The 13,505-nt window shown below is 36.4% G+C and carries 15 protein-coding genes; 13 read left to right on the forward strand and 2 right to left on the reverse strand.

The genetic code is table 11. The features are described 5' to 3' along the window. Positions 1 to 8: 8 nt before the first annotated feature. Positions 9 to 773: a DUF2935 domain-containing protein gene (locus tag AC1RNS_RS10010; protein WP_492992305.1), complete on the forward strand. Its 765-nt coding sequence runs from the start codon at positions 9 to 11 to the stop codon at positions 771 to 773. A gap of 49 nt (positions 774 to 822) precedes the next feature. Here AC1RNS_RS10010 and AC1RNS_RS10015 read toward each other — a convergent pair whose 3' ends face one another. Next, the gene (locus AC1RNS_RS10015) at positions 823 to 1,317 is read right to left on the reverse strand and encodes a L,D-transpeptidase family protein (RefSeq protein WP_492992307.1); all 495 of its coding nucleotides are present in this window, start codon (positions 1,315 to 1,317) and stop codon (positions 823 to 825) included. A gap of 120 nt (positions 1,318 to 1,437) precedes the next feature. Here AC1RNS_RS10015 and AC1RNS_RS10020 point away from each other — a divergent pair, with 120 nt between their 5' ends. The 6 genes from AC1RNS_RS10020 to AC1RNS_RS10045 all read left to right on the forward strand — a co-directional run bounded on the left by AC1RNS_RS10020 (position 1,438) and on the right by AC1RNS_RS10045 (position 5,230). Continuing rightward, the gene (locus AC1RNS_RS10020) at positions 1,438 to 1,671 is read left to right on the forward strand and encodes a hypothetical protein (protein ID WP_492992308.1); all 234 of its coding nucleotides are present in this window, start codon (positions 1,438 to 1,440) and stop codon (positions 1,669 to 1,671) included. 42 nt (positions 1,672 to 1,713) lie between these two features. Beyond that, entirely contained in the window at positions 1,714 to 1,923 is a 210-nt protein-coding gene (locus AC1RNS_RS10025; RefSeq protein ID WP_492992310.1) for a YczO family protein, read from the forward strand. A 15-nt stretch (positions 1,924 to 1,938) separates the two neighbouring features. Continuing rightward, positions 1,939 to 2,136, forward strand: coding sequence for a gamma-type small acid-soluble spore protein (locus AC1RNS_RS10030; protein WP_492992311.1), 198 nt, complete (start codon positions 1,939 to 1,941; stop codon positions 2,134 to 2,136). 79 nt (positions 2,137 to 2,215) lie between these two features. Beyond that, positions 2,216 to 2,401: a cysteine-rich CWC family protein gene (locus AC1RNS_RS10035; RefSeq protein WP_492992312.1), complete on the forward strand. Its 186-nt coding sequence runs from the start codon at positions 2,216 to 2,218 to the stop codon at positions 2,399 to 2,401. A gap of 176 nt (positions 2,402 to 2,577) precedes the next feature. Further along, the gene (locus AC1RNS_RS10040; protein WP_492992314.1) at positions 2,578 to 3,159 is read left to right on the forward strand and encodes a DUF305 domain-containing protein; all 582 of its coding nucleotides are present in this window, start codon (positions 2,578 to 2,580) and stop codon (positions 3,157 to 3,159) included. 319 nt (positions 3,160 to 3,478) lie between these two features. Beyond that, entirely contained in the window at positions 3,479 to 5,230 is a 1,752-nt protein-coding gene (locus tag AC1RNS_RS10045) for a protoglobin domain-containing protein (protein ID WP_492992315.1), read from the forward strand. Positions 5,231 to 5,279: 49 nt separating this feature from the next. Here the strand turns inward: AC1RNS_RS10045 and AC1RNS_RS10050 are convergent, their stop codons facing one another. After that, positions 5,280 to 5,885 (reverse strand): metallophosphoesterase family protein, encoded by a 606-nt coding sequence (locus tag AC1RNS_RS10050; RefSeq protein WP_492992317.1) that lies wholly within the window; start codon positions 5,883 to 5,885, stop codon positions 5,280 to 5,282. Between the two features lie 251 nt (positions 5,886 to 6,136). On the opposite strand from AC1RNS_RS10050, the gene AC1RNS_RS10055 reads away from it, so the two are divergent. The 6 genes from AC1RNS_RS10055 (at position 6,137) to AC1RNS_RS10080 (ending at position 13,499) form a co-directional block, all read left to right on the forward strand. Continuing rightward, positions 6,137 to 7,633: a class I adenylate-forming enzyme family protein gene (locus AC1RNS_RS10055; protein WP_492992318.1), complete on the forward strand. Its 1,497-nt coding sequence runs from the start codon at positions 6,137 to 6,139 to the stop codon at positions 7,631 to 7,633. 285 nt (positions 7,634 to 7,918) lie between these two features. Continuing rightward, a complete protein-coding gene (locus tag AC1RNS_RS10060) occupies positions 7,919 to 8,905 on the forward strand; it encodes a C39 family peptidase (RefSeq protein WP_492992320.1) in 987 nt (328 codons plus the stop codon). A 68-nt stretch (positions 8,906 to 8,973) separates the two neighbouring features. Beyond that, positions 8,974 to 10,206: a carboxylate--amine ligase gene (locus AC1RNS_RS10065; RefSeq protein WP_492992321.1), complete on the forward strand. Its 1,233-nt coding sequence runs from the start codon at positions 8,974 to 8,976 to the stop codon at positions 10,204 to 10,206. After that, positions 10,203 to 10,904: a cysteate racemase gene (gene cuyB, locus AC1RNS_RS10070; RefSeq protein WP_492992323.1), complete on the forward strand. Its 702-nt coding sequence runs from the start codon at positions 10,203 to 10,205 to the stop codon at positions 10,902 to 10,904. Before AC1RNS_RS10065 ends, cuyB begins: the two co-directional genes overlap by 4 nt. 214 nt (positions 10,905 to 11,118) lie before the next feature. Further along, positions 11,119 to 12,264 (forward strand): DEAD/DEAH box helicase, encoded by a 1,146-nt coding sequence (locus AC1RNS_RS10075; RefSeq protein WP_492992324.1) that lies wholly within the window; start codon positions 11,119 to 11,121, stop codon positions 12,262 to 12,264. 5 nt (positions 12,265 to 12,269) lie between these two features. Next, positions 12,270 to 13,499 (forward strand): aminopeptidase, encoded by a 1,230-nt coding sequence (locus AC1RNS_RS10080; protein ID WP_492992326.1) that lies wholly within the window; start codon positions 12,270 to 12,272, stop codon positions 13,497 to 13,499. The last annotated feature ends 6 nt before the right edge of the window (positions 13,500 to 13,505 follow it).

Consider the following 13,505-nt stretch of genomic DNA (forward strand, 5'->3'; position numbering starts at 1 on the left):
GTAGCTGCTTGTCGAATTACTTACAGCATGCAGTATTTGAGCATAGGTTTTGGCTGAGAATACTGAAAGATCATTCGCAATTCATTCATGATTCATTATATCCATCGGAAACAGAGGAAATTAAAAAAGCGAGTTCATTTATTCAACAATTTACACAACTACTTGCTTATGTGAATTCAATAGATGCTAATAATGCGGTATCCTTTTCAGTTACTGTTGATGAAACAGTAGAGCAACTAAAGCAATTTAAATTTTATATCCTCAGAAAGCAATTAGTAGGAAATATTAATATTCATCTACCCCCAACCTTTATTAATCACATGGTCAATGAATTAGAGGAATATCAAATTGTACTCAGCTATCTCAAGAAAGGAGAAGTTCCCCCTATTTTTCATGAACTGCATCATCATTTACTCTGGCTTTTAGATGCATCAGGACATGCAGGAATCATAAATGATGATTTGGATGGGGTGGAAAAAAGATTGAAGCAAAAAAGCCATGAATTTACCCAGCATTTCGAACAATTTTATTTAAAAGCAGTTGAGCTTACAGGTTATTTACGTTCAAATATAGAAACATTCCCCGCATTAAATCGCTTTAATAAAGAAGTAGAGCTAGAAATGACCTTATTTAAAACTTTTTTACGTGAGTTAGAGGAAATGGAATTAAGTGCAGAAGTATTAGGAACGTTTACAGCACTTATGGCGGACCATATGCTGAGAGAAGAGCAATATTATTTATCGAAGCTAGCTCAATCTAGAGAGGTAGAATAACTAATAAGGAGGCTATCTGACTACGAAGAGGAGATAGCCTTTTAATTTTCTAAGGATGTATAAATACACTCGTGCCAATTGGAATAATGCTCGCTAGCTCCTCAACATCCTGATTATGCATACGAATACAGCCATGTGATACGGCATGCCCGATAGAGCTGGGATCATTGGTTCCATGAATGCCGTAATGCTCCTTAGAGAGACTCATCCACATTGTGCCGAAGGGACCACCAGGGTTTGGGGCCTTATTGATGATAATAAAATTACCAATCGGCGTATTATGTAGCATTCTACCAACTGCAATGGGATACTGTTTTTGCAGAACATCATTTTTATATAATCGAAGCCAGCGATTATCTGTGGAAATTTCAATTTTATAAGGAATTGTATTGGGATTAGGGAAACCAGGGATCATTAGTTGCTGCCCGATATAAAGTGAATTTGGATTGATTCCTGGATTAGCAACAATGATAGATGAAAGTGGTGTGCGATAATCTCGTGCTATTTGAGGCAATGTTTCTCCTGCTTTCACTGTATGGATCAATGACATCACCTCCTATTGTTTTACTATAAGATATGCTAAAGGTATGAAAAAATCCGATAAAGTAATACATAATGGGATATGATAAGCAGTAAATCCAGTAATCAAGGAGCTATAGCCTAAATGAAAGAGTTTAAAATAACGTATTTCTTTGATGAAATGCATTATGTCAGGAGATTTATTCATATTGAGTCTCAGGAAAAGGCAGAGGCATTGGTACGAAGCGAACGAGAACAATATATATCCTTTACAGATAGTAGAGGAATATATCATGAACTGCATACAAAGCATGTGAGAGTTATTCAAATTTCTGAATATCACCGCGTTGATAAAAGTGTAAAAATGAAAAACACATAATATACTCGCCATTACACACATTAGTGTAAAGGAGTGTGAATAATGGATAAAGACAATTTACCACATGAAAAAAAGATGTTTATGAATTTAGCAAGTAAGGATAAGCCTGATATGGTTGATTCAGATAGGATTAGCATTTTTGATTTGCACGAAGATATGCAAACGGTAGACGCTATACCGATTGAAGAACTAAATAAAAGAGTGCAACGTGAAGGTGACGAACTAATTGAACTGCAGCCTGATGAATTATAGGAGGTTATAAAAGTCATGAATAATCAAAATGAAGCCCAGTATACTGCTGCTGGTACCGATATTAATGACGTCAAGAGAAAAAATGCAGAGGCAGGCTTATCGTACAATGAGGTAAAAAAACTTTTAGCACAAAATGGCGGGCACGGTACAGCCATGTATAGTGATACAGACGTAACAGAGGTAAAGCAGCAGATTCAGGGAAAAAAGCAATAAGCTAATTCTAGAGGGGTATATATCTATGTACTCCTCTTTTGCTATTATTTAGAGTAATGACTAGGAGGTGTTTTGCCCAATGACAGTAGAGAAAAACAATTGTCCGTTATGTGGAGAAGATAATCATTGTGGTGTAATCAAAGGACAAAATGATTGTTGGTGCATGACAGTGAATTTTCCTGAAGAAATCTTTCAAAAAGTGCCACAGGATTTACGCAAATGCATTTGTCAAAATTGTTTAGATACATATAAAAATACAAAATAAGTTTGGGCGTAATGTAGAGAAGTGTAGCAAAAACGTCCAATGAGCCATACTATACTCCTGACACGATAAAATAATAAAAACATATTGTAAGAAGAAACTAATGATTATTCATTGGTACAATTGTCTACCACACATCAACCTTTCAGGCATACATTACTCTGAAAGGAGTGTGTCTAATGACTAAATCAATTGAACTCAGTAATGTAACGAAGGCGTATTTAGAGGAATATAAACGAATCCTCGATAAGATGATGCAGGGTATGACCTATGTGACCATTACATGTAGTATTTCTGAAAATTTTATTAAACAAATTATCCCACATCAAGTAGCTGCCATTAAAATGTCAGAAAATGTTTTACGCTATACAACAAATATACCTGTTCAAAATCTCGCATTAGAAATTATTAATACAAGTACAGAGACGTTAGAATGTTTGGAAGCAATACAAAATAGATGCTGTATCGTCCAAAACTCGGAGTATGAATTGTATGAATATATGTGTGCCTATAAAGAAATTACCGAAGTGATGTTCCAGGCAATGTGCGCACCACCAGTCTCTAATAATATTAATATCAATTATCTAAGAGAAATGATTGTTCATCACCAAGGTGGGGTTCGACTGGCACAGAATGTGTTAAGATTCTGTATTTGCCAAGAGTTAATACCAATCCTGCGATGTATGATTGATACAATGTGCCAGCAGATTTGCGATATGGAAAAACTTCTAGATGCTTTAAAGGATTGTGAAAATTGCTAGCTTTATCGCAAAATAAGCCCTGTCGAAAAAAACGCTAAAATCAAAAGAAGATTTTGGCGTTTTTTGTTGAATATTATATAGATATGACAAAATGAAATTGTCAATAAGGTGTACAAAAGAATAAGAAAGTGTAAAGAATTTATAGAGATTCTATGCTTGTTTTTGTATTATTGGTAAAATGTATATGCTAATTTTCATTCATAATTATGATAATTGCTAATGGATGAAAAGGTGCCAAGTCATGGATAAAAATTAAAAAGAAAGTTTAACGAATTATAGATTGTGATAATTGTATTTAACATTAAGGGAGTGGACCATTATGTTCAAAAGGAAGAAAATTAATCTAGATTATGATTATTTTTCAGCTGAAAAAAATTCAGACATTGAGGCAAATGAGCGTTTTAAAGAAAAACTAGATTTCCTCGCATTATCTAGAATTAGAAGAGAATCTGTAAGCTTCTTAAGAAAAATTTACGAAAATAATAGAAAGGAAATATTAGATAATTTTTACGATCGATTACTAGAAATACCCGAATTTAATCATGTCATCAATACACATTCAACTGTGGAACGCTTAAAAGGCTTATTCGACAACCATTTTATCAGCTTGTTTGATGATGAGCTGGACTTAGACTATGTATTTAAAAGACGGAAAATTGCTTATGTTCATGCACGAATTGGTGTTTTGCCAAACTGGATGATTTCTGCTTACACACTTATAAATCAATTAATTATCCCATTGATTGTGAAGGAATTATCCCGTGATCAGGATAAAATGCTTGATGTATTACTGTCTTATGATAGTTTAGTAACGATTGACCAACAAATTATTCTTGAGACATACATTGAAATTCAGGGAGGCTCAGTAGTCAATGGCTTAGGCGAGATTATTACATATAATACGCAATTAGACTCCATTAAAGAACTTATTGAATTTCAAGATATTCAACAAAAGGAAATCATTGCGGTGGACAACTCCATGCATGATTTAGATGCAAGTATAGAGGAAATAGCAGCTTCTGTAGGGGATATCTCCACTCATACAAAACATGCATTAAAAAAATTAAACGGAGATTTAGAATCACTGCAGCAAGTTTCTTCCATTTTACAGTCAACAGATGAAGGTCATAAGTCCATGCAAGGAGATATTATTCGCTTAGTTGATCGAGTTAACAGTGTAGCGAAGCTAATGGAGCTGATTAAAAGAATCGCAGACCAAACAAATTTATTGGCACTGAATGCTTCGATTGAGGCTGCACGTGCAGGTGAAGCTGGTAAAGGCTTTGCTGTAGTAGCAGAAGAGGTACGAAAGCTAGCAGATGATACAAATACATCGGTAAAATCTATTCATACTGATATTCAGGAGCTGCTACTTATTACGAATAATATTAGTAACTTAACAAATCAATTTTCACAGGATTTACATCAAGGTGTTACAGATACACTGCAAATTTCACAAACACTTACAGAATTAAATAAAAATCTTCAGCAGCAAGGAATACGCTTTGAGGAAATTGCGACAACAACTAGAGCACAGGCAGAATCATCATCGGAAATTTCAGAGCGCAATCGTAATATGACGGAGAGTATGCAAAAAAGTAAGGTGATTGTGTTTGATATGGGTTCTGCGATTTATAAGCTAAGTAAAATGATTGATGGATATCGTTCATCTACTATTTCGAAAAACTTTATCATCAGTCAAGAGGATATTATTGAACTAGCAATTACTGACCATTTATTATGGCGCTGGAAAATTTATAATTTATTGCTAGGCTTTGAAACAATGACTGAACAAGATGTTGGTTCTCCAAAGGAATCTCGACTTGGGGAATGGTACTATGGTACAGGGAAAAAGCTGTTGAGTAATGAGCAAGCATACATTGTATTAGAGCGTCCATTTATCCATGTTCATGAACTGGCAAAAAAGGCAGTTCAGGAGTACAATCGAGGCAATAAAGCAGTGGCTGAAACTTACTTAACTGAAATAACAAAAGAATCCTATATTGTCATCGACAAACTAAAAGAGCTAAAGCAAATTTTAATGAACGAGAAAAAACAATATATACATTAATACAAAGGGGCCTCCCTATACGGGAGAGCCCTTCTATTATCTAACGCAATTATGAAACACTTATCTTTTCAAGTACAGATGCACACATAAATGTTACTGTTCGTTTTTCGCTGTCATAGAGACACCACTCGCGATGATCAACTACTGAGCCAACATTAATGCCATATTGCTTGTCTTGTAATACGATTGGTTGTCCAAAGCGGATTCGAATAGGTAGTTTTTTATTGCCGTGATAAAGACCAGATTCATGGCTATGTCCAAAGAAAAGAAGTGATTTTTTAAATGAAGGAAATGTTGGCTGCCATGACACACTCCATTTAAATTGATGACCATGCATCAGTATTGCCCCTTCAATTTCAATTGTTTCAGGTAGTTTTGTAAATCGTTCAATGCCTGTTACACGTGTAATACGTTCCTCCTGATTACCACGAATTGAAGGAAACGTCAGTAAATTTTCAAAGTCATTATTGACAATGGCGGCGTTTTGAAGTGATAAACCGGACACCCTTTGGGCCTTTTTCTTACTCACAGTACATTCATATAAATCCCCTAAACCTATTATTCTAGCATCTTTGGCAGTTTGCTGGATATGAGCTAACACCGCCCTTGTATCTTCTATATTAGAATGTAAATCTCCTAAAAGTGCGTACTGCATTTTTAACCAAGCCTTTCTTAAAAATATTGTACAAGTATCATACACCTAACAGAAATTGATAGAAAAGTAAAATGTCTAAGTATATTTTGAAGCATGTCGTTCATATTTTCGAATAGGTAGAAAAATTGCCACCTTTCTAATAGCCTGCTAGAATAAAAACATAATTTTCTGAAAATTTTGTGATACCAAGGTTATTTAGAGGTAATTCTACATGTTTAGATGGTAAAAATAAAAAATTTGGGGGGCTTATAATGACAATGCTAATGACGGATATTTTACAAAACCATGCTGTGCAACAACCTGAAGGGATTGCAACGTTGTATGATGGAAAAAGGCTAACCTATCATGAGTTTTTCAAATGTGCTGAAACTTTTGCAGCTTATTTACAAGAGCAAGGTTATAAGAAAGATGATGTAATTGCCTTATATACATTGAATTCCGATCTATTTTTAATTGCGTATATCGGAGTTCAATTAGCAGGTTTTGTAGTTATGCCGATTAATACAAAATTAGCGGCTCCAGAAGTCGAATTTATTTTTAATCATTCAGAAGCAAAAGGACTCATTTATGATGAGCGATTAAGTGAAATACTAGCGGATATTTCATATACTTTTTCGCATGCTGTTGGGTTTAAGGAAATGGAAAAAATTATAGAGAATTATACTGGACAGCGACGTTCTGTCAAATTGGTGAATGATGATACAGCAGTTGTTATGTATACATCTGGGACGACAGGTAAGCCAAAGGGAGTAATGCTAACACATCACAATATTGTCTCAACAGCAGAAATATGGTCATCCTCGATGAATATGACGAAGGAAGATAGAATGTTTATTTGTACACCTTTATTTCACTGTGCAGGGCTTCATGTATTTGCAATGCCGATGTTTTATCAAGGCGGTACAGTTATCATTGAAGAAGCTTTTTCTCCAGCAAACACATTAAAGCAGCTTGCCGCAACTGATGCGACAATTTTTTTCGGTGTTCCGTCGATGTATACGATGATATTAAATACACCTGGTTTTAAGGAACATACTTTTAAGCATTTACGTTTATTATGTTATGGAGCAGCCCCAATGCCTTATGAGCTCGTGAAGCAAGTGAAAGAAGCATTTCTAAATGTCAAGGTACAAAACCTATATGGTCAAACTGAAAATTCTCCCGCAGCTACTTCTCTTTTAGATATGGATGCATTAACAAAAATTGGGTCAGTAGGAAAGCCATTGACACAAACAGAGGTACGTGTAGTAGATAGCTTTGGAGAATCTGTGCCAGCAGGCGAGGTAGGAGAAATATGTGTAAGAGGGCCACAGGTAATGAAGGGCTATCTTCGAAACGCGGAAGAAACAGCTAGAACGATTAGAAATGGCTGGCTCTTATCAGGGGATTTAGGTCGTTTTGACGAAGAGGGCTACCTTTACATTGTTGATCGGAAAAAGGATATGATTATTCGTGGTGGCGAAAATATTTATCCGATCGAGATAGAAGAGGTTTTATATCAGTTGCCAGAAATTTTAGAGGCAGCGGTTGTAGGACTACCACATGAGGTGTATGGCGAAGTACCAAAGGCATTTGTTGTATTAAAGGAAGGAAAAGCTCTCGATGAAAAATCCATATTGATCTATTGTCGAAAGCAGCTTGCAAAATATAAAGTGCCTTATGAGATTGAATTTTTAGCTGAACTGCCGCGTAATGCTTCAGGAAAAGTTTTAAAACATACCTTGCGTCCTAAGGTAAGTACGCATTAAATTTTGTTATTGGTAAAATGGGAACGGAAATCTCTGTGGATTGCGGTTCTATAAAAAGACGTAGCTATTGTAGCCTTGAGCTTCCGCTAGCTTGTATAAAAACCTTACAGAAAAGCGAGGAGGTTGCAATAAACACAAAGATTTCCTTGATCATTTTGGCTCAGGTTCATTAAAGAAAGATAGAATAGGAACGACTATGAAATTAGCGTATAATAGAGTCTATGACAAATTGAAATATAGATTTGAAGTGATGGTCTTCAAAATAGAATAGGAGCGGAATTTGTCTTGTGGACGGGGTATAAACGCTTTTTACTAATAGGTATTATCATCATTATGTTACTTTCAGGCTGTAATCAATTTTCGCAGCAGGAAAAACAAAAAAGTGAATTAACGGTTTTAACGGTAGAGTTTAATAGTGGTGCACCTATCCCGAATCTTTATATAACGGTTACTGATGTGAAGACTGGAAAAATAGTCGAGGATGTAATTGGCTCTGATGAGGGTGAGGCAACCTTTTCAAAGTTAAAAGAGGGACAGGAATATGCCATTGCTGCAACTACTCTTGAAAATAGTACAGAAAATAATGGATATACGACAATTGAAAATTTTACGTACGATTCAACAAAGCCGTACTATCGACTACAAACACATTTTTCAAGAGATGAGCAGGAATTAGATGTACCAGTTGTTATGCAAAATCCTGAGCTACCGCATGGCTGTGAAATTACATCGTTAACAGCTGTCTTAAATTATTATGGTATGAATGTTACAAAGCTTGAAATGGCTGATACGTATTTACCGAAGCAAAAAATTGACACTATAGACGGGCAGCGGTTTGGTCCAAACCCAAATCAGGCATTTGCAGGTAATCCTCGTGATAAAGCAAACGGTATGTATGTCTTTGCAGCTCCTATTGTTAAAGCTGCAGAGGTAGCAATAGCTGATAAACAGGCAGATTTACGTGTTACAAATATGAGTAAAGCCTCACAGGACAAAATTTTACAGCTTGTTAGGGAAGGCATACCTGTTGTGACTTGGGTTACATTGGATTTGTCAGAGCCTAAAACAAAATCAACTAAGGGCTGGATTTATAAAGGTGAAACAACGCCGCGTGACGCGTATATGAACTTACATGCAGTTGTTTTAACAGGGCATTTAGGTGATAAAGTAGTTGTGATGGACCCATTAAAAGGCTATGTTACATACAATGTCAATCATTTTTTCAAAAGCTATAAAGAGCTAGGAGAACAAGCTGTAGCAGTGCATAAATAGTTTCTTAGAAGCATCAGGAAGTAGCAGTATGTTACACTTAGAAAAAAAGCTAAAGTGAGTTGAGTAGAATGGCTATTACCCATGCTTTTTTACCGGTTTTATTAGGAGATGAAATGAATGCTTATGGCATGGCTAGAGCATTTTACGAATCCTATGGTGTAAAACCACTTGCAGTAAATCATACAAATATGGCGAAAATACAACAGAGTGATTTATTAACATTTCGTGAAATACCAAGACTGAATATTGAAGAACGTTTTGTAGTTGCTTTACAGGCAATCGCAGAGGAATTTGCTGATAAAAAACTATTGTTGTTGGCCTGTGATGAGTTTTATGTAAAAAAAATAGTGCAACATAAAGAGGAGCTAGCAGAGCTTTTTATCATACCTTATGTAGATGCGCCACTAGCTAGCCAGCTATTAACGCGTGAGAGTATGTATGAGCTTTCAGCAAAATTTGGCTTTCAGTATCCTGCTATGCATGTTTGTACAGTTAATGACTATGAGGAATTTGAAATTCCCTTTGAATATCCAGTTGTCATTAAACCAATGAATATGACAAAGTATGCTACATGTATTTTTCCAGGTAAGAAAAAGGTATATATTGCATATGATAATGAGGAAAAGGATGCAATTTTCCAGGCTATTTATAAGGAATCTGCCTATAGAGATGACCTGATGGTACAGCAATATATTCCAGGTGAGGATGCCAATATGCGTGTCGTTAATGCATATGTTGGGCAAGACGGACAAGCGAAGCTACTAGCTATCGGTAATCCCATTTTAGAGGAGCATTCTCCTGATGGAATAGGTCGTTATGTAGCGATTATGACGATATATGATAGGGATTTAATGGATCAAGTCAAAGTATTTTTGGAGGAAATCCAATTTCAGGGCTTTGCCACGTTTGATATGAAGTATGATGAACGTGACGGGCAATATAAGCTATTAAGTATTGAATTACATAATGAGCTTTCAAATTATTATGTGACAGCTAGTGGCTATAATTTAATGCAATACGTTGCGGATGATTTTATCCGTGGTAGCAAGCTACAGTTGACTTATGTGCAAAACAAGCATCTGTGGACAATTGTGCCGAACGGTGTACTTTTTAAATATGTTCAAAATGAGCAACTTGTGATTGAGGCAAAGAGCCTGATTCGACAAGGACTAGCAACTGACTCCATTTTCAATTATAAGGATATGAATGCTAGGCGTTGGCTGAACATAACGCTCGATAATTTAAGCTTTTATCGAAAATATAAGAAATATTTTAACAACAAAGGTCTGTCTAACTCATGAAAAAACAAACTTTAGGTATTATTGGTGGCGTTGGCCCACTTGCAACAATGTTTATCGGTGAAATGATTGTAAGGCGTACAAAGGCAAAGAAGGATCAGGAGCATCTGCATACAATTATTGATAATGATACAAATATTCCTGATCGTACAGCCTTTATTTTAGATAAAACAAAAGAAAATCCTGTTCCAGTCATAATAGATGATGCAAGAAAGCTTGCTTCAATTGGGGCAAATATGATTGCTATTCCGTGTAATACAGCACATACCTTTTATGATGAAATTGCGGAAGGCTCTCCAGTTCCAGTACTGCATATGATACGAGAAACGGCGAAGCGTGCCTATGATTTAGGCGCAAAGCGTGTTGGTATTTTAGCAACAACTGGCACTTTAACATCGCGTATGTATCAGACTGCGTTAGAGGAATATGGTCTTACGCCTGTTGTCCCTGATGAGCCAATCAAAGAAAAAGTAATGTCTATTATTTACGATTTTGTAAAGGCTGGAAAGGATGTTTCAGCAGAGGAATGGCAACCGATAGAAGAGGCTATGCTAGAACTTAATTGTGATCGTATTGTTTTAGGCTGTACGGAATTATCGATTGTGAATAGAGATTTAAAACTAAATGATAAATATATTGATTCATTAATTGTTTTGGCAGAATGTGCGATTTTGTCATGTGGCTATGAATTAGTAGATTAACTAGATAAAATCTGCTCGCTTTTCGCGGGTAAGCCCCAAGCCTTCAATGGAGCGCAAGAGGCTTACATTCCGTGCATGAGGTGTGCAGATTTTTTAGTTACAGTATCACATACTGAATTAGTGAAACGATTATCAGATGGTTTTCGTACATATGAAGTAGGATAATGCTTAGTGTGTTAAACTAGTGTCAAGCAGATAGAAGGTGGGAAATAACATGTCAGTAATAAACTTATTAAATGAAGCATTACAAGCAAAATGGAAATTTGAAGAACCGATGAAAATTCAAGAGGAAATGATTCCAGCAATGCTTGAAGGAAAAGATATTGTGGCAGAATCGCCAACAGGATCGGGGAAGACTTTAGCCTATGTGCTTCCTTTATTAAATAAAGTAAATGGTGCAAAAAAACAAACGCAAGGACTTATTGTAGCCCCATCACAGGAGCTGGCTATGCAAATCGTAGAGGTTATCCGTGAATGGACAGCAGGCTCAGATATTACAGTTCAGCAATTGATTGGTGGCGCAAATGCTGCACGTCAAATTGAAAAGCTAAAGAAAAAACCGACAATCGTTGTTGGAACGCCTGGTCGATTAAATGAACTAGCACGAGCAGGAAAATTAAAGCTTAAAGAAATAGAAACAATTATTCTAGATGAATGTGACCAGTTGCTTAGTCGAGAATATCGTGTAGTTGTAAAATCCTTTATCGAAGGCTCTGCTTATGGGCGACAAGTAGTTGTTGTCTCTGCAACGATTACAGAGGAGATTGAGTTAGTGGCTAGTCGTATGATGTTTGAGCCAATCCGCTTTAAAATAAAGCCTGAGGATATGGTGAAGGTTGGTAAGGTAGTACATTCCTTTATCAAGGTCGAAGAACGGGATAAAACTGATTTCCTACGTCGCTTATCACATACAGAAGGGTTACGTGCATTAGCTTTTGTAAACAATATCGACCAATTATTAATGAAAGAAACGAAGCTGCAATATCGTTCTGCACCAATCGTGACACTACATTCTGACATGAAAAAAGAAGAGCGTAAAAAGGCATTAGATGCATTCCGTAAAGGAGAAGCACGTATTTTAATTGCTACAGATATTGCAGCACGAGGTTTAGATATTGCAGGTTTAACACATGTTATTCATGTTGATGTACCAAGAACGATCGAGCAATACTTACATCGTTCAGGACGTACAGGACGTGCTGGAGCAGATGGCGAGGTATTAACGTTATTAGCTTATCGAGATGAAAAAACATATAAAAAATGGATAAGAGAAATTCCAGGCAAATCTGTACAAAAAGTATGGCATGATGGCAAGCTAGTAGAAGGAAATTCAAAAACAATTGGACAAAAGCGAGGTTAACTAATATGACATTTGAAGAAAAATTACAAGCATATGCAGAGCTTGCAGTAAAAGTTGGTGTTAATATTCAGCCAGGGCAATACTTATTAGTCAATACTTCAGTAGAAGCTCTAGATTTTGCTCGTTTGGTAGTGAAAGAGGCTTATAAAGCTGGAGCAGGACGTGTTCATGTAAACTTTTCTGATGATGTAATGGATCGAGCATATTTCGAGCATGCCTCAGATGAAGAATTCAATCGTTTCCCTGAATGGGTAGTTAAAATGCGTGATGAGCTAATCGAACGCAAGGGTGCTTTATTATGGATTGATGCTGCGGATCCAGATAAATTAACAGGTATTCCAGCCGACCGTCTTGCAACACATCAAAAAGTATCAGGAGCAGCACTAAAAAATTATCGCAATGCTGTGATGAAGGATTTAATCGCATGGTCTATTGTTGCAGTTCCTTCTCCGAAATGGGCAGCGAAGGTTTTCCCGAATTTAACAACTGAGGAACAGGTGCCAGCTCTATGGGAGGCAATTTTTAAAACTGTCCATATTGGAGAGGGCAATGCAGTTGAAAATTGGCGTGAACATGTTGTAAATTTAGAATCTCGTGCAGCGCTGCTTAATCGAAAAAAATATGCAAAGCTTCACTATACAGCGCCTGGTACTGATTTAACAATTGCTTTAGCTCCACAGCATAAATGGCTTACTGGTGGAAGTAAAACACCAGATGATACTGTCTTTATTGCGAATATGCCGACAGAAGAGGTATATACGTTACCATTAAAGCAAGGTGTAAATGGCTATGTAAGTAATACAAAGCCATTAGTATACCAAGGCAATATTATTGATGACTTTAAACTGACATTTGAAGAAGGCAAAATTATCAAGGCTGAGGCACAGGTAGGTCATGATTTATTACAGGAGCTTATTCAGGTAGATGAGGGCTCATGCTATTTAGGTGAAGTAGCGCTAGTACCACATGAGTCTCCAATTTCAGCTTCTGAGATTTTATATTTTAATACTTTATTTGATGAAAATGCATCGAACCATTTAGCCATCGGTGAGGCATATCCAACTTGCCTAGAAGGTGGAAGAGATTTAGAAAATGGACAGCTTGAGGCATTAGGTGCAAATATTTCTGTCACACATGAAGATTTTATGATTGGCAGTGGAGAGATGGATATTGACGGTATTTTACCAGATGGTACTGTGGAGCCAATTTTCCGCAAAGGTAGCTGGGCTTTTTAAATTCTG

It is taken from the genome of Lysinibacillus sp. GW821-FHT14F06 (assembly GCF_058803665.1).